At 45.7% G+C, this 16705-nt stretch carries 18 protein-coding genes; 2 read left to right on the top strand and 16 right to left on the bottom strand.

The window, feature by feature from the left end; translation table 11 throughout:
• Positions 1 to 14: 14 nt before the first annotated feature.
• The 8 genes from BN1209_RS06715 to BN1209_RS06680 all read right to left on the bottom strand — a co-directional run bounded on the left by BN1209_RS06715 (position 15) and on the right by BN1209_RS06680 (position 7213).
• Entirely contained in the window at positions 15 to 851 is an 837-nt protein-coding gene (locus BN1209_RS06715) for an HlyC/CorC family transporter (RefSeq protein WP_045751490.1), read from the bottom strand.
• A 35-nt stretch (positions 852 to 886) separates the two neighbouring features.
• The gene (gene ybeY / locus BN1209_RS06710; protein ID WP_045751489.1) at positions 887 to 1354 is read right to left on the bottom strand and encodes an rRNA maturation RNase YbeY; all 468 of its coding nucleotides are present in this window, start codon (positions 1352 to 1354) and stop codon (positions 887 to 889) included.
• A complete protein-coding gene (locus BN1209_RS06705) occupies positions 1347 to 2327 on the bottom strand; it encodes a PhoH family protein (protein WP_045751488.1) in 981 nt (326 codons plus the stop codon). The genes ybeY and BN1209_RS06705 overlap by 8 nt, the downstream gene beginning before the upstream one ends.
• A 6-nt stretch (positions 2328 to 2333) precedes the next feature.
• Entirely contained in the window at positions 2334 to 3665 is a 1332-nt protein-coding gene (gene miaB / locus BN1209_RS06700; protein ID WP_045751487.1) for a tRNA (N6-isopentenyl adenosine(37)-C2)-methylthiotransferase MiaB, read from the bottom strand.
• Between the two features lie 170 nt (positions 3666 to 3835).
• Positions 3836 to 5365, bottom strand: a complete 1530-nt coding sequence (ubiB, locus tag BN1209_RS06695) for a ubiquinone biosynthesis regulatory protein kinase UbiB (RefSeq protein WP_045751486.1) — start codon at positions 5363 to 5365, stop codon at positions 3836 to 3838.
• 41 nt (positions 5366 to 5406) lie between these two features.
• Entirely contained in the window at positions 5407 to 5979 is a 573-nt protein-coding gene (locus BN1209_RS06690) for a ubiquinone biosynthesis accessory factor UbiJ (RefSeq protein ID WP_045751485.1), read from the bottom strand.
• Positions 5980 to 5984: 5 nt separating this feature from the next.
• On the bottom strand, positions 5985 to 6725 hold the full coding sequence (ubiE, locus tag BN1209_RS06685; RefSeq protein ID WP_045751484.1) for a bifunctional demethylmenaquinone methyltransferase/2-methoxy-6-polyprenyl-1,4-benzoquinol methylase UbiE: 741 nt from the start codon (positions 6723 to 6725) through the stop codon (positions 5985 to 5987).
• 98 nt (positions 6726 to 6823) lie between these two features.
• Positions 6824 to 7213 (bottom strand): gamma-butyrobetaine hydroxylase family protein, encoded by a 390-nt coding sequence (locus BN1209_RS06680; RefSeq protein WP_045751483.1) that lies wholly within the window; start codon positions 7211 to 7213, stop codon positions 6824 to 6826.
• Positions 7214 to 7364: 151 nt separating this feature from the next.
• Between BN1209_RS06680 and ccoS the strand changes: the two genes are divergently transcribed.
• Positions 7365 to 7583, top strand: a complete 219-nt coding sequence (gene ccoS / locus BN1209_RS06675) for a cbb3-type cytochrome oxidase assembly protein CcoS (protein WP_045752040.1) — start codon at positions 7365 to 7367, stop codon at positions 7581 to 7583.
• Between the two features lie 311 nt (positions 7584 to 7894).
• On the opposite strand, the gene rpoH is transcribed toward ccoS, so the two are convergent.
• Positions 7895 to 8755, bottom strand: a complete 861-nt coding sequence (gene rpoH, locus BN1209_RS06670; RefSeq protein ID WP_082048421.1) for an RNA polymerase sigma factor RpoH — start codon at positions 8753 to 8755, stop codon at positions 7895 to 7897.
• Between the two features lie 144 nt (positions 8756 to 8899).
• Here rpoH and BN1209_RS06665 point away from each other — a divergent pair, with 144 nt between their 5' ends.
• Positions 8900 to 10177: an MFS transporter gene (locus BN1209_RS06665; protein WP_045751482.1), complete on the top strand. Its 1278-nt coding sequence runs from the start codon at positions 8900 to 8902 to the stop codon at positions 10175 to 10177.
• A gap of 3 nt (positions 10178 to 10180) precedes the next feature.
• Here BN1209_RS06665 and BN1209_RS06660 read toward each other — a convergent pair whose 3' ends face one another.
• From BN1209_RS06660 to cysT, 7 genes are all read right to left on the bottom strand, one after another.
• Positions 10181 to 11080, bottom strand: coding sequence for a hypothetical protein (locus tag BN1209_RS06660; protein WP_052661121.1), 900 nt, complete (start codon positions 11078 to 11080; stop codon positions 10181 to 10183).
• 48 nt (positions 11081 to 11128) lie between these two features.
• Complete coding sequence (ftsX, locus tag BN1209_RS06655) at positions 11129 to 12037, bottom strand: permease-like cell division protein FtsX (protein WP_045751481.1); 909 nt, start codon at positions 12035 to 12037, stop codon at positions 11129 to 11131.
• Complete coding sequence (locus tag BN1209_RS06650) at positions 12034 to 12699, bottom strand: cell division ATP-binding protein FtsE (protein ID WP_045751480.1); 666 nt, start codon at positions 12697 to 12699, stop codon at positions 12034 to 12036. The genes ftsX and BN1209_RS06650 overlap by 4 nt, the downstream gene beginning before the upstream one ends.
• Positions 12696 to 13679, bottom strand: a complete 984-nt coding sequence (gene ftsY, locus BN1209_RS06645; protein ID WP_045751479.1) for a signal recognition particle-docking protein FtsY — start codon at positions 13677 to 13679, stop codon at positions 12696 to 12698. Before ftsY ends, BN1209_RS06650 begins: the two co-directional genes overlap by 4 nt.
• Before the next feature lie 105 nt (positions 13680 to 13784).
• Positions 13785 to 14861, bottom strand: a complete 1077-nt coding sequence (locus BN1209_RS06640) for a sulfate/molybdate ABC transporter ATP-binding protein (RefSeq protein WP_045751478.1) — start codon at positions 14859 to 14861, stop codon at positions 13785 to 13787.
• Positions 14862 to 14889: 28 nt separating this feature from the next.
• Positions 14890 to 15780 carry a sulfate ABC transporter permease subunit CysW gene (gene cysW / locus BN1209_RS06635; RefSeq protein ID WP_045751477.1) on the bottom strand — a complete coding sequence of 297 codons (891 nt, stop codon included), beginning with the start codon at positions 15778 to 15780 and terminating at the stop codon, positions 14890 to 14892.
• Positions 15781 to 15791: 11 nt separating this feature from the next.
• The gene (cysT, locus tag BN1209_RS06630) at positions 15792 to 16625 is read right to left on the bottom strand and encodes a sulfate ABC transporter permease subunit CysT (protein ID WP_045751476.1); all 834 of its coding nucleotides are present in this window, start codon (positions 16623 to 16625) and stop codon (positions 15792 to 15794) included.
• Positions 16626 to 16705: the final 80 nt, after the last annotated feature.

Below are 16705 nucleotides of genomic sequence, written 5' to 3'. Positions count from 1 at the left end.
GTTCCAGTTGTTGGCTATTCTGACGCTTCCTGAATCTCTAATTGTTCAATCAGTACGGAATGCAAGCGACGGCTATCAGCTCTTAGGGCCGTAAACTTTAGGTTGTTGAATGTCACCGTTTCACCCCGTTTTGGGAGGTGGCCGAATTGACTCACCACTAACCCACCGATGGTTGAAAACTCTTCATCACTAAATTCTGTACCCAGGATTTCATTGAAATCAGCGATTTCAGTCAGCGCTTTTACACGGTATCTACCTTGTGTATCACGAATGATATTGTCTTCTGTTTCGTCAAAGTCGTATTCGTCCTCGATGTCGCCAACGATTTGTTCAAGCACATCTTCAATCGTAATCATGCCTGCAACACCGCCATACTCATCTACCACGATCGCAATATGATTACGGTTGCTGCGGAATTCTTTGAGCAAAACATTGAGGCGCTTAGACTCAGGGATAAATACCACTGGGCGTAACATATCGCGCACATCAAAGTCTTCGCCTGCGTAATAACGCAGCAAGTCTTTCGCTAATAAAATGCCAATAATGTCATTTTTGTCATCATCAATGACTGGAAAACGTGAGTGTGCGGTTTCAATCACGAAGGGAATAAACTCTTCTGGCCTCTGCGTGATGTCGATCACATCCATTTGAGAGCGTGGAATCATGACGTCGCGTACTTGCGTTTCGGAAACTTGAAGCACGCCTTCAATCATGGCGAGCGCATCTGCATCTAGTAGGCTTTTTTCAAAGGATGCATGCAAGAGCTCGACAAGTTGTTCGCGGTCATCTGGCTCGCGTAATAGAAAATGACTTAACCGCTCCAACCAATTTTGTTTTTCTGCTTCAGCCATGATATTTGCTCTCGTTTTCCATTAAATATGAAAGATTATTCGTTATCAGCATATGGAGCTGCATCGCTGTAGGGGTCTGAATAACCAAGTTTAGTCAAAATTTGTGTTTCTATACTTTCCATCAATTCCGCTTGTTCTGCAACCTCATGGTCGTAACCATGCGCATGCAAAACACCGTGCGCTGTTAAATGGGCAAAGTGTGCTTCTAAGGTCTTGCCTTGCTCTTTGGCTTCTTTTGCCACTACGGGAGCGCAAATCACAATATCAGCCATGATGAATGGCTCTTCTGCCAATGGAAACGTCAGCACATTGGTTGCGTAATCTTTTTGGCGATAGGCATTATTAAGGTCAAGACCTTCGGCTTCATCCACGATACGTAAAGTGATTTCGCTATCCACGCGGATGGTATTGCGCGCCCAGCGTTTGAATTGCGTGGCAGTTGGTAAGCCAGTGAGTTCGCTGGCGTATTGCACATCCATAGAAAGAATAGGGTGTTTACTCATGTTTTTGATGTTTCGGGTCGTGTGGTTGAGCATGTTTAGATGCATCGTATTTTTCGTAGGCATTCACGATCTTTTGGACTAAAGGATGGCGTACCACGTCTTCGGATAAGAAGTGCGTAAAGGCAATGCCTTTGATATCTTTAAGCACTTGTTGTGCTTCGACTAAGCCGCTTTTTTGTCCGCGCCCCAAGTCAATTTGCGTCACGTCGCCTGTAATCACCGCTTTAGTGCCAAAACCAATACGCGTTAAAAACATCTTCATTTGTTCGGGGGTGGTGTTCTGCGCTTCATCTAAAATGATAAAGCTTTGGTTAAGCGTTCGGCCGCGCATGTAAGCCAGTGGTGCAACTTCAATGGCGCCACGTTCAAACATCTTGTTGACGCTATCGTAACCACCCAAATCGTAAAGCGCATCGTATAAAGGGCGTAAATAAGGATCAACTTTTTGTGATAAATCTCCCGGTAAGAAACCTAGGCGCTCACCTGCCTCCACCGCTGGACGAACGAGGACGATTCTTTTTACTTTATCACGTGTAAGCGCATCCACTGCGCAAGCCACCGCAAGGTAGGTTTTTCCAGTGCCTGCTGGGCCGATGCCAAAGGTGATGTCGTAATCTTGCACTTGTTGCAAATAACTCACTTGGCGAGGTGTGCGTCCATGTAAATCGGCACGACGGGTCATCAGGTTTGGCATCGCGGCGGTAGTAATTGTGTCAGCGTTGAGTTTGTTGGCTTCAACTAAACTAAGTTGAATGTCTTCCAATTCAATGGCCTCTTTTGACCGCGCGTAGAAGCTTTCTAATAGCTGTGCTGCAATCCGCGTATTGTCTTTGTCGCCGCTGAGTTTGAAATGTGCACCACGACGGGCGATTTCAATTTCTAAAGCGGATGCGATTTGTTTCAGATTCTCATCAAGCGGGCCACAGAGATTAGCAAGGCGGTGATTATCTTCTGGTTGTAGCGTGATTTCCATGATTACCTATTCAACAATCACGCCGACTAAACGGCGTGGGTTAGAAACGTCAGTGATTTTTACATTCACAAATTGCTGAATGAGGCGTGCATCGCCTTCAATATCAACAACACGGTTGTTATCGGTTTTTCCTGCCAGTAATGAAGCGTCTTTCCAAGATGCTCCTTCAATCAACACGCGTTGCACAGAACCTAGCATGGCTTTTGAAATAACTTTGGCTTGGGCTTCATTAATGGCTTGAAGTTTCGCTAGGCGTGCTAATTTCGTTGCTTCAGTGACATCATCTTTTAAAAATGCGGCTGGCGTTCCTGGACGCGGGCTGTACAAAAAACTAAAGCTTGCATCAAAGCCCACGTCTTGCATCAGTTTTACTGTGGCCTCAAAGTCGGCTTCGGTTTCGCCTGGAAAGCCAATAATAAAGTCAGAAGTAAATGTAAGGTTTGGATTGGCAGTCCGTAGTTTGCGAATAATAGATTTAAATTTTAGCCCAGTGTAATTGCGTTTCATCGCCATCAAAATACGGTCGCTGCCCGCTTGCACAGGCAAATGCAGTTGCGCCGCCAACTTAGGCACATTAGCAAAGCAGCTAATTAATTGCTCGCTCATTTCGTTGGGGTGGCTAGTGGTAAATCGAATGCGCTCGATTTGTGGAATTTCGGCAATTGTCTCAATGAGTAGTGCTAAATCAGCCTTATCGCCTTCGTATTCAGTGCGATAAGCATTGACGTTTTGCCCAAGCAGGGTGATTTCTTTTACGCCTTGCTCTGCCAACTGAATCGCTTCGGTCAGAATATCTTCAAATGGGCGTGAGACTTCTTCACCGCGGGTGTAAGGCACCACGCAAAACGTACAGTATTTGCTACAACCTTCCATGATGCTTAAAAACGCACTGGCGCCTTCAACGCGTGGGGGTGGCAAATGGTCAAACTTTTCAATTTCAGGAAAACTAATGTCCACTTGCGATGCGCCACTGGATCGACTTGTTTTGATCATTTCTGGCAAGCGGTGGAGGGTTTGAGGGCCGAAAACAATATCAACATACGGAGCCCGTTTGATGATGTTCTCACCTTCTTGGGAAGCCACGCATCCCCCCACGCCAATCACTAAGTTTGGATTTTTTTCTTTGAGTTCGACAAAACGTCCTAAATGACTAAAGACTTTGTCTTCTGCTTTTTCGCGCACTGAACAGGTGTTGAGCAAAATGACATCGGCATCCTCAACTGTCTCTGTGGTAACCATGCCATCGGAAGTTGAAAGCATATCCGCCATGCGCGAAGAGTCATATTCATTCATCTGACAACCAAAGGTTTTGATGAAGAGTTTTTTAGGGGAGTTCATGCTTAGGCAAACGTTGCGCGCTGCAAAGAGCGGAGCAAGTTGTTGGGATGTGTGGGGCTGCAGGAGCAACTTCGCAAAATAGTTTTAAAACTCAGAAAGCTAAGCGTTAATTGTAGCTTAGCTAGACTTGATTGCCAAACGCCATGGAAGATATTTCTGAGCTTATTGTTTTACTTATTCATCTGCCATAAGACTAAAACAATGGCTGAAAGGAGCGCTGTGATTAACAGGCGAAATGCTCTACTTTGTTTACGATGTTCTGCTTGTAAACGGTTCAATTCAATTTTCAACTCGGCGACCTGATTAACGTCATGCATTAAAAACGCATCAATTTTGCGTGGTAACGTTGGCAATACGGCGCCCCAATGCGGTGCTTCATTTTTGATACGTTTCAATACACTACGCCAACCAATTTGCTCGCTCATCCAGCGCTCAAGCAGTGGCTGTGCTGTCTTCCATAAATCTAGATCAGGGTCTAAATCGCGGCCCAAGCCTTCAACGTTAAGTAGTGTTTTTTGAAGCATGGTGAGCTGCGGTTGAATGATTAAGCCAAATCTTCTGGCTGTGTGAAATAAACGAATGAGTACACGACCGAAAGAAATGTCTTTAAGCGGTTTGTTGAAAATAGGCTCGCAGACCGCACGAATGGCCGTTTCAAATTGGTCAATAGACACATCGCTTGGTACCCAACCAGACTCAATATGTGCTTGCGCAACTTCGCGATAATCGCGGCGGAAAAAAGCCAGGAAATTACGAGCTAAATATTGCTTATCGCTTTCGGTGAGGGTTCCCATAATGCCAAAATCAAGCGCGATATAGCGGCCATCGTTAGCCACCTGAATATTGCCAGGATGCATGTCAGCATGGAAAAAGCCATCACGAAAGACTTGCGTGAAGAATATCTCCACGCCATCTCTCGCAAGTTTAGGTATATCGATGCCCATGCTTCGCAATTTACCCACTTGGCTTACCGGGGTACCATTCATCCGCTCCATGACCATGACTTGCTCATGACACCAGTCCCAATAAACTTCGGGCACTTGTAACAGCGGGCTGTTCGGAAAGTTGCGACCAAGCAAACTGCAGTTGGCCGCTTCAAGCATGAGGTCAAGCTCGTTATTAAGGTGCAGTGAGAAATCAGCCACCACTTCCCGCGGACGTAATCTTTTTCCATCAGACAGCAAGGCCTGAATAAGCCAAGCTGCAACTTCTAATAATTTAATGTCTTTTTGAATAACGCTTGCGATGCCTGGTCGTAAAATCTTAACAGCCACTGGTTTGCCATCCATTAAGTGTGCAAAGTGGACTTGTGCTACCGAAGCGCTGGCAATTGGGGTGATGTCGAATTGACTGAACACTTGATTAACCGGCTTGTTATAAGTCTCGATTAATACCTGTTCAACAAGTGCATATTCAAAAGGGGGGACTTGGTCTTGAAGCTTGGCGAGTTCGTCAGCAATATCAAGTGGAATCAAATCACGACGAGTTGAAAGCATTTGACCAAACTTCACAAAGATCGGCCCAAGCGCTTCTAGCGCTAAACGAAGACGCTCACCGCGCGCTTGTTTTTTGTTGCGGAAAAATAATACTGTTTGAAGCAATTTTCTGAGGAAGCGGAACTTGCTATGCGCGAGTACAAATTCATCAAGCCCAAATTTGAGGGAGATGAAGAGGATTTTGATGAGTCTTAATAAGCGCATAAATTTTTTCTATTTTTTCTTTTTAGCTATTTTTGGATGATTTATTTTGCGCGTATTTTTGCCATGCGCTTTTCTAGGCGCTCAACGTCATCACGAAGCACGTCAACTTGCTGCACAAAATCTTCGACATGGCGTTTTTTAGCGATGAGTGGATTTTCTTCTTGCCAGTACTCTGCAGCCATTTCGGCAAAATTCACCATTTGTTGTTTGGCTTCCTTGGCAGTGTCTTTAACTAAAGTGCTCGCTTTGTTCGCCGATATGTCACCAAGGACTTTACTTAAATCCTCTTCGTAATCCCATTGAATGTTTTGTAACACTTTAGCCAATGTTTTAGCGAGTTCTGTATCCCCTTCAATACGCACTTTAGACATGGCATCACTATCTTTTGCCAAGAGTCGCAATGCAAGCGAAGCAGATAAATGAATGGAAGCATCTGCATGGCTTGTTTCACCTGCTACCGCCAAACCACCATCTTCTAGTATGGTGAGGCTTGCTTGGGCTGGTGGTATATAAAAACGGACTGTTTTGCCACTAAAAGGTAAAAGATGAGACCGCGCCCATTGGTTTTGCGTGACAAGATGGTTTAGTAAGCGCGTTAATAATGGCTTGAACATAAAATCTAGACTTTCCAGCCTTTATGTAAAGCCACAACCCCGGCTGCTAAGTTGTAATAGTCGACTTTGGCTAAGCCTGCATCCAGCATCATTTGACGCAATGTTTCCTGATCTGGGTGCATACGAATTGATTCTGCAAGATATTGATAGCTGTCTGCATCTTTTGCAAATAATTTGCCCATGATTGGTAATAACTTGAATGAGTAAGCGTCGTAAATTGGGGCCAGCGGCTTCCAGACCTTAGAAAATTCTAGTACCAGCAACCGTCCGCCAGTCTTTAGTACACGGCGCATTTCGGCTAAGGCTTTATCTTTATGGGTCATGTTACGGAGGCCAAACGCAACAATCACGCAATCAAAATGATTGTCTGGAAATGGAAGTTTTTCTGCATCGCATTGCAATGCAGGCACTGCAGCACCATCATCAATTAAGCGGTCACGGCCCACAGCAAGCATCGAGGCATTGATGTCAGTCAAAATGACTTGGCCAGTTGGCCCTACTTTTTTATTGAACAGTCTTGATAAATCGCCACTGCCACCAGCAACATCGAGTACTTTATCGCCAGCTTTGACGCCACTTACTTCAATTGCGAAGCGTTTCCATGTGCGGTGTAAGCCAGCCGACATCACGTCATTCATCAAATCGTACTTTTGAGCGACCGAATGAAACACTTGACCAACTTTACTGGCCTTTTCGTTTTCTTTAACAGTTTTAAAACCAAAATGCGTTTGATTGGAGTCGGACATCTTTACTTACCTTTTTAAACTTTTGTTGAATCAAGCTTCAATAAATATATTGATCTTTTTCGCTGCGACCTGATTCATTAAGCGCAATGCATAAAGACTTATTGAACAGTTTCGATAGGGTTGCGCTTTACCCCTGCTGCATCGAGCTTACCGATGTATTCCAACCAAAGGCCTTCGTAATTTCGGGCTAAGTCGTATAAATAATCCCAAGAGTACAAGCCAGTATCATGACCATCTGAGAAAATCAGCTTAATCGCATATTGTCCGACAGGTTCAATCGCTAAGATGTTCACATTTTCTTTACCGACCTGAAGAACCTCTTGCCCAGCGCCGTGCCCACGCACCTCTGCGGATGGAGAGTAAACGCGAAGAAATTCACAGGAGAGCATGCATTCGGTGTTGTCAATGAACGCAATTTCTAAAAGCCGTGATTTTTGATGCAGTTTTATACTGCTCGGTATGGGTTGGTTGCCGTTATTTGAGTGCATAAATTTTAAATAAACCTAAAGTTGAATCATAGCAGAAAGCGCCTTCGCATTCAGTCAACCCAAGGTTGGCTGATATAAACTCAGCTGAATGCAGTTTAAGTCGGTATTATAATGATTTTATAGATTGATTATTTTTAAAGGGATTGGTTGCTTGAGTCTAAATGCTTTATTTTTTCAATTGGGTTTGACGATCGTTTTTATTGGATTGGCAGCGATTGGTATTTTTTGGGCCATTAAAAACGGGCAGTATGATGACCTTGATGGCCCTGCGCAAAGAATTTTGATGGATGAGGATGACCCGATGATTCCTTTTAAACAGCGCAAACAATCCTCACGATCTGTTGAACAAGATCGAGCAAATTCTAAATAAAAGCCTCTGCCTACATCTTTAAGTTGAACTGTCTCGCCTATACTTATAAACTACTGTTTTAGATTGTTTAGCACTTAATCATTCACTTTATTTAAACGGGCTCAGTATGAAACAATATTTCACATTTGAAAATTTGCCATTAACAATCATCGTTGGATTAATTACATTTTCTTGGTTGAGTGCATTATCAGTGATCTTTTTTCACTAAAAGACTGATAAGCCATAGTTGAAGCCTGCTCCCATAAGACACAGGCATCAGTTTCAAAGCAATAAAAAAGCTGCCTAGGCAGCTTTTTTATTGCTTTCATTTTTTAATGCGCATGCGCAGCTAAAGCAATTTTCATTTTTTCCATCGCCTTTTGTTCAATTTGGCGAATACGTTCAGCAGACACGCCAAACTCATCCGCTAAGTCATGCAAGGTTGCACTGCTATCCTGTGTGAGCCAGCGGGCTTCAACAATTCGACGGCTTCGCTCATCAAGGCTTGCAAGGGCGCTCGCTAGGCCAGTTGTTTGCAAATGCTCTTGCTCAATCGCGGATAACATTTCTGAAGGCTCAGGATGTTCATCTTCTAAATAAGCAATCGGACTAAAAGTGTCTTCGCTGTCGTCATCACTATTGCCCTCGAGTGAGATTTCATGGCCACCAAGGCGCGATTCCATCTCCAATACTTCTTCAGGCTTTACTTTAAGCTCACGCGCAATATGCGCCACCTCATCAGGCTGAAGGCTACCAGCGCCAGTTTTCATGCTACGTAAATTAAAGAATAACTTGCGTTGAGCTTTGGTCGTCGCCACTTTCACCAAGCGCCAATTGCGCACAATGTACTCATGCATTTCCGCTTTAATCCAATGCATTGCAAACGATACCAAACGCACGCCGCGTGTTGGGTCAAAGCGTTTTACCGCCTTCATTAGGCCGATATTGCCTTCTTGAATTAAATCGGCTTGCGGCAAGCCGTAGCCAGAGTAACCACGCGCAATGCTCGCCACTAAACGTAGGTGTGAAACGATGAGCGCTTTTGCAGCCTCAAGGTCGTTATTGTTTTTCAGGCGCGTTGCGTAATCCAGCTCTTCCTCTGCGGTGAGCACAGGAAAGGCTTTGATGGTGCGCATGTACTGGTCCAAGCTATCTAAAGCCGATGGAATCGGTAAGCTCAATGCATTCGTCATGGATTTGCCTTTATTCATGGTGCCAATTTTAGCACTCTACATTCGAGAGTGCTAGCCCTTAAAAGTTCCACCTTTTTCAAATTGTAAGTGCTGACCAAGCGATCGGGTACAATCCCCAAAAACACTTAACGAGAATCTATTCAAATGAAACAAGATGCCGCATTAATGCAACCCAACCCTCAAGGAAAAATCTTGTTAGGGAGCTTGGTCGGCACGACGATTGAATTTTTTGATTTTTACATCTATGCCAATGCCGCTGTCCTTGTTTTTCCTACTTTGTTTTTTCCATCTAGTGATGCAACGAACGCGATGCTGCAGTCACTCGCGACATTTGCGATTGCCTTTTTTGCGCGCCCCTTAGGCTCAGCCGTATTCGGACATTTCGGTGATCGCGTGGGCCGAAAAGCGACCTTGGTTGCTGCCCTCATGACCATGGGGCTGTCGACAGTGGCGATCGGGTTGTTACCAACCTATGCGAGCGTGGGCATTGCCGCGCCTGTGTTATTAACCTTGTGTCGTTTTGGCCAGGGCTTGGGTTTAGGAGGCGAATGGGGCGGGGCGGTATTGCTCGCAACTGAAAACGCGCCGGCGAATAAACGGGCCTGGTATGGCATGTTCCCCCAACTTGGGGCGCCGATTGGCTTCTTAATGTCGGGTGGAATTTTCCTGCTACTTAGCGATACATTAAGCAATGAACAGTTTTTTGATTTTGGCTGGCGCATCCCATTTTTAGCGAGCACTTTATTAGTCTTGGTTGGCTTATATGTGCGTCTTAATATCACCGAAACACCCGCTTTTTTAGAATCATTAAAATCCAATAAGCGTGTCAAAGTGCCAGCGATTACGGTGTTTAAAGAACATGGGCGCCATTTGTTTTTGGGTACTTTTATTGCCCTGGCGACCTTTGTGTTGTTTTACTTGATGACGGTGTTCACCTTGAGCTGGGCCACGACGAACTTAGGGTTTTCACGTCGTGAGTTTTTGTTTATACAACTTTTTGCCGTTTTATTTTTTGGCTTAGCTACTCCTATTTCTGCACTGCTTGCGGATAAATTTAGCCGCAAAGCGGTATTGATGACTGCATCACTTGCTATTGCTGCTTTTGGCCTATTGATGGCGCCATTATTTGGCTCTGGCGATGTGGTCAAAATCACCTTATTTTTATGCCTAGGTTTGGGGTTGATGGGCATGACTTATGGCCCGCTCGGTACGATGCTTTCGGAGTTATTCCCGACCGAAGTTCGGTATACAGGCGCGTCACTCACGTTTAACTTTGCGGGTATTTTAGGGGCTTCGTTTGCGCCGTTTATTGCGACTTGGCTTGCCGGGAATTACGGCTTGAGCTTTGTGGGTTTTTACTTGTCTGGCGCTGCGTTGATTACTTTATGCGCTTTGGCATTTAGCAAAGCAGAAGCGAAATGATCATTATCTGAAGCCGTGATTCGGGAACATTTCCCGCAATAAAAACTGCTCTAATTCAGCCGTATCTTCCAACCTTGCAGATTTAGTGATGGTGCGACCCTGGCGTTGGGACTCCCACTCAAAGTCGCCACTGTAGTCCTTACGAATAATTAATATCATTCGCCTGACGATGGCCAGCTCAATTGTTTCGTGTGGCTTGGCTTGCACGTCAAATATTTCTAGTCGCGCATTGTTGTAATTATTCTTCCAGCCTTTGAAGCTAAATTGCGCAGTATGTAAGCCAACTTCGCGAATCTGAAAAATCCCATTGGTGCCATCCTGCGCTAAGTTTCGCTTAATGATGGCGTCGCGCTGATCTTCATTCGGCGTGCCACGCTCTTTGGCTGTGGCAGCTTGTTCTTCTGCTTGTCTGCGCTGACGATTTGCATTCACCAAGGCCATCATATCAACGGGTTGATCTGCTAGCGTTTGTTTATATGTCTCTTGTTGTTTAATCGGCACCTGAAGCTGACTGTTGCTTTGGGGCTTTTGCGTTGCCATCACGGGCGGGGTTGGCGCTTCTTTTTTAACCACTTTTTTTTGTTTAGGCGCTGGCTTTGGTGGTTCGGGTATTGCAGGCGCAGGCTCCGCCATTTTTTGTGGCTGTGGTTTATTGAGCGTAATGGTCAGCGCCTGTGGTGGCGGAAAAACACTGTTGGGTTTGATGAGATTGGGCAATACAAAAAACAAAATCACCGCGTGGATAAGCAATGAAATAATAATTGCAAAGCTGGTGTTCCGACTAATGCGAATGTTGAGGTGAGCATCGCCTATCGGCGGTAAATAAAAAGTTCGCGATGCCAAATGTTGGTTGGCATTAAGCTCGGCAATTTTTTGTGCACGTGTCGTCCAAGGGAGTTTCATGGATTACTTTGTGAAATGACTAAGCGCTTTAGTTGAGTATTGATTGCATTATAGTTTTTCAATCTTCGCTAACGATCTGTTAACGGCGATAAAAGAACCGAGCCAACCCAAGCTAACCGCACTCAATAGCATGGCTAGGGTAATCGTTGCATTGGGCATACTAAGTCTAAATTGACTGGCATATAAATCTGCAATTTCAGTTACTGACGTGTTAAAAAATTGCACCACGGCCAGCACGATCAGCCAAGCCGCCAATCCACCGCCAAGGCCATAAAGCGTGCCAGCATATAAAAAAGGACGGCGAATAAATTGATTGGTGGCGCCGATGAGTTTGCTCACCTCGATTTCCTCAAGTTGCGTCATGATTTGCAGGCGAATGGTATTGCCAATAATGGCGACCAAAGCAAAGCCAAGCAGTACAACCAAAACAAAAATCGCTTTTTTACCTAATTTGAGCACGGTGTCTAAACGCTTAATCCAGTTAGCATCTATTTGCGCCAGCTCCACGCCGTTCCATTGTTGCATCTCTTGTTGCAGGCGCTCAATGCTCTCTGGCTTGATGTCTTTAGGCGTCACAAAGTAAGCATCTGGCAGCGGATTTTTATTTAGACTAGCGGTGATATTGGCAGTATCCGCGTTTTCCTGAAGTTGCGCCCAAGCAGTCTCTTTGCTCACGAACACATACTTGGCAATATCCGGATGTTTTTTTAACTGAGCATCAATGTTTGCTTTGGCACTACTTGAAGCATCCAGTTTTAAAAATAAGCTCAGTTGAGGCTTGCTTTCAACCCGACTCGCCACTTGGCCTAAATTGTCGACAATGGTAAATAAAATGGCAGGAAGCGAAAGTGTCACGCCCATGACACAGCACATTAAAAAGGTGCCTAATAAGTGTTGACGCATCCGATCCGCTACCATTTTGGCGGGTTGAATGTGTTGGTTTAGCCATTGATTCATGCGGATAATTCTCCATGTTGCAAATGCAATACTTTCATGACGGTTTGCATATTTTCTGGAATATTGTGGGGCAACTCATGGCAAGCGATGATGACGGTAACGCCCACTTGTTGGAATGCGTATAAGAACCCCAAAATATCGGCGGCATAGTTTTCATCAAGGTTGCCAGTGGGTTCGTCGGCAATTAGGATGGCAGGGCGGCTGACCACAGCGCGAGCAATCGCAAGGCGTTGCTGCTCACCGCCAGAAAGCGTAATGGGCATGGACTTTTCTTTTGCGAGTAATCCAACTTTGTCCAAAGCGGCACGAATACGCTTGGCGGCTTCTTCACCCAAGATGCCATTGATATGCAGTGGCAAAGCCACATTCTCAAAGCAATTGCGATCGTAAAGTAATTTGTGGTCTTGGAAAATTAATCCAAAGTTACGTCGTAAATAAGGAATCGCGGCCGCTTTTAGTTGGCTGACGTTTTGATTGTTAATCAGTACTGTGCCAGAAGTCGGGCGCTCAAGTCCTGCAATCAATTTGAGTAATGTGCTCTTACCTGCACCGGATGCGCCTGTGACAAACACCAAGTCGCCTTGGTTGATTTCAAACGTTGTGTTTTTAATGGCATCAAAGCTACCTGGATAGCGTTTGCTGACTCGGTCGAATTTAATCATTCAAATAATGCCTCTACAAATTCGCTTGCTTTAAAAGGGCGCAAATCTTCAATAGATTCACCCACGCCGATGAATCGAACGGGGATAGGCCTTGTTTGCGCAATCGCGGCAATCACACCACCTTTGGCCGTGCCATCTAATTTGCTCAATACTAATCCTGTGACGCCGAGTGCATCGTCAAAGGCTTTGACTTGCATCACCGCATTTTGACCAGTGTTGGCGTCCAGCACGAGCAGTACTTCATGCGGTGCGCCTGGTAGTGCTTTGTTGATGACGCGCTTAACCTTACTAATCTCTTCCATCAAATTAAGCTGAGTTGGCAAACGGCCAGCAGTGTCAGCCAGCACAACGTCAATGCCTTTTGCTTTCGCTGAGTTGATGGCGTCGAAAATCACTGCTGCAGCATCGCCACCTTCGCTCGCCACCACATGCACATCGTTACGCTCTCCCCAAGCTTGGAGCTGTTCGCGAGCAGCTGCTCTGAAAGTATCGCCAGCGGCAATCAGTACAGACTTACCTTCTGCTTGGAATAAATGGGTGAGTTTGCCGATGGTGGTGGTTTTGCCTGCGCCGTTAACACCAGTGAGCATAATCACAAAGGGTTGGTGTTCTGAAGTGTTGAGCGGTTTTTCTAATGGTGCCAATAAAGCCATCAGCGACTCTTTAAGCGCCGCTTTGAGCTGTGATGTGTCGCTGAGTGCTTGGCGAGCAACACGCTGTTTAATGTCGTCGAGTAAGGCTTGTGTGGCTGAGATGCCAACGTCGGAGGTCAGTAAGATAGTTTCGAGTTCCTCGTAAACATCCGTATCAATTTTGCCGCCACCAAACAAACTGGCAAGTTGATTGCCTAGTTGGCTGCGTGTGCGTGATAACCCTTGTTTAAGACGTTCTGCCCAGCTTGCTTTTGATGCTGCTTCTGCTGGGGCTTCTGCCTTAGTTTTTGCTTCTGGGGTTTTGTCTTTTTTGAAAAAATCGAACATAGCATCTTATCGAGTGAGTTAACGCCATTTTAGTCGCAAAGCCCCCTGCACGCTATCGTCTTGATGGCGTGCAGGGGATAAATGGATTGCAGAAGGTGATTTGTTTTAGGCTGATGCGGTGTTGTCCACAAAAACGCGAACATTGCGTGGGTAAATAAATACCTGTTCGCCAGTATTTAAAGCGAGTTCGCGGAAGCGTTCTTGGGTAAGTTCAGCTTCGATAATCGCATCTTGGCCTAGCTGTTGCAGCTCAAGTCTTACCAACGGGCCGATGGCATGAATGTAATTTACTTTCGCTTCAAAAGCCGGCGCAGTGCCGCTTTTGATTCTTTGCACATCAATATCATGCGGACGAATGAAAGCCAGTGCCGCACCATCTGCTTGCTGGTTTTCTTTTTCAAGCTTAATGCTCAAGCCGCCAATGCTGGCTTCGCCTTCTACTACTTGGCTATTAAATTGATTCACATGCCCCAAGAAGTTGTAGACATAGGCTGTTGCTGGCTTGTCATACACTTCTTGCGGTGTGCCAATTTGCTCAATCTTGCCTTTGTTCATTACTACAATGCGGTCAGCGACTTCCAGTGCTTCCTCTTGGTCATGCGTCACAAATACGCTGGTGATATGAAGCTCATCATGCAGACGGCGCAACCAACGGCGAAGCTCTTTACGCACCTTTGCATCTAAGGCGCCGAATGGCTCATCAAGTAACAATACTTTTGGCTCAACAGCCAAAGCGCGCGCCAAAGCAATACGTTGGCGTTGACCACCTGACAGCTGAGGAGGATATCGATCAGCTAGCCAGTCCAGTTGCACAAGCTCAAGTAACTCATGCACCCGGCGTTTAATTTCGGCATCGCTAGGACGAGTTTCTTTTGGGCGCACACGCAAACCAAATGCCACGTTTTCAAATACGGTCATGTGGCGGAATAGGGCGTAGTGTTGGAATACAAAGCCCACTTGGCGCTCACGCACATCACGCTCCGTGGTGTCTTTGCCGTGAAAATGGATGCTGCCAGCATCAGGCGCTTCTAAGCCTGCAATGATGCGAAGCAATGTGGTCTTGCCGCAACCAGAAGGGCCAAGTAGCGCAACAAGCTCGCCGCTAGGCACATCGAGCGTCACATCATTGAGTGCACTAAAGTCACCAAAGTTTTTTTTCACATGACGGATTTCGATACTCATAAAATAATCCTCTTAAAGTTTCTGCTATTTAGTTTTGTTCTATGGCACGTGCGCTTCTTGCGGCGTGCCATTCAACGATAGATTTCAATACCAAAGTCACCAGTGCCAATAAGGCTAAAACGGATGCCACCGCAAAGGCCGCTGCGTAGTTGTACTCGTTATACAAAATTTCAACATGAAGCGGCAGCGTGTTGGTCATGCCACGAATATGGCCTGACACCACAGACACTGCACCAAACTCTCCCATTGCGCGGGCATTGGTTAATATGACGCCGTATAGCAATCCCCATTTGATGTTCGGTAAAGTGACGCGCCATAAAATTTGCCAGCCAGAGGCTCCTAGCACTAAGGCTGCTTCTTCCTCATCTTTGCCCTGAGCTTGCATGAGAGGAATCAATTCACGTGCGACAAATGGGACGGTCACGAAAATGGTCGCGAGTACGATCCCAGGGAGCGCAAAAATGACTTTGAGGTCATGATCTGAAAGCCATTGACCAAACCACCCTTGTAAGCCAAAAACAAGCACGTAAATTAATCCAGCAATCACCGGTGAAACAGCAAAAGGCAGGTCGATTAAAGTGATCAGGATGCTTTTGCCTTTAAACTCAAATTTAGCAATCGCCCAAGCGGCGGCTACGCCAAATACTAAGTTGAGTGGCACGGCGATCAGCGCAGCAATAAAAGTGAGCTTCATCGCTGATAGTGCGTCCGCATCAGAAAGTGCTGAAGCATAGGTATCAAAGCCTTTGCTTAATGCCTCGGTAAAAACTGCCACGAGCGGCATAAATAAAAACAAGCTTAAAAACAGCAAAGTGACGGCAATGAGTGTCCATCGAACCCAAACAGGCTCTGATGTGGCGCGGCTTTTGGCGACTCTTGCGCTGTATTTTGAAAATTGCGTGGTACTAATGCCTGACATGGGTTTGATCCTTAAATCGCTGTTGCATTGCGTCGACTGCTCCACCATTGCAAGCCATTAATCGCAAGCAATAGGAGGAATGAAATGATGAGCATCACCACCGCAACCGCGGTTGCGCCAGCGTAGTCATACTGCTCTAGCTTGGTAATAATGATGAGCGGGGTGATTTCAGACACCATCGGCATATTGCCCGCAATAAAAATGACGGAGCCATACTCACCAATGGCGCGGGCAAAGGCTAATGAAAAACCAGTGAGCAGCGCAGGTGCAATCGCTGGGAAAATAATCTTAGTAAACGTTTGCCAGCGGTTCGCGCCCAAGCTTGCGGCCGCTTCTTCGGTTTCTGCTTCCAAATCTTCCAGCACAGGTTGCACGGTGCGCACTACAAAAGGGAGCCCAATAAAGGTTAAGGCAATCACCACGCCAATTGGGGTAAATGCCACCTTAATATCATGTGGTGCAAGTAGGCTACCAATCCAGCCATTGGGCGCATAAATGGCTGTTAATGCGATACCGGCCACTGCGGTTGGCAAGGCAAAAGGCAAATCCACTAAGGCATCAATAATACGTTTGCCAGGGAAGGTATAGCGTGTGAGCACCCAAGCAGTGAGTAGTCCGAACACAGCATTAATTGAAGCGCCAATCAGTGATGCGCCAAAGGTGAGCTTGTAAGACGCAACAACTCTTGGTGAAGCAACCGCCACCCAAAACTCGTGCAGACTTAAAGCGCTGGTTTTAATGAAAGCAGCTGAAAGTGGGATGAGCACAATTAAGCTTAAATAAAAGATGGTGAACCCTAAGGAAAGATTAAACCCAGGGAGTACGTTGTGATGTTTTTTTGCCATAAATTGCCGCATCTAACTAAATAAGTTGTGCGTAATTTATCAGACTTCATTATCAATATTAAATAATGAATGATGATATT

Source organism: Candidatus Methylopumilus turicensis (genome assembly GCF_000953015.1).
Taxonomy (GTDB): Bacteria; Pseudomonadota; Gammaproteobacteria; order Burkholderiales; family Methylophilaceae; genus Methylopumilus_A; species Methylopumilus_A turicensis.
Note: the sequence above shows the minus strand (reverse complement) of the source record. Positions and strands in the feature narration are given on the sequence as shown.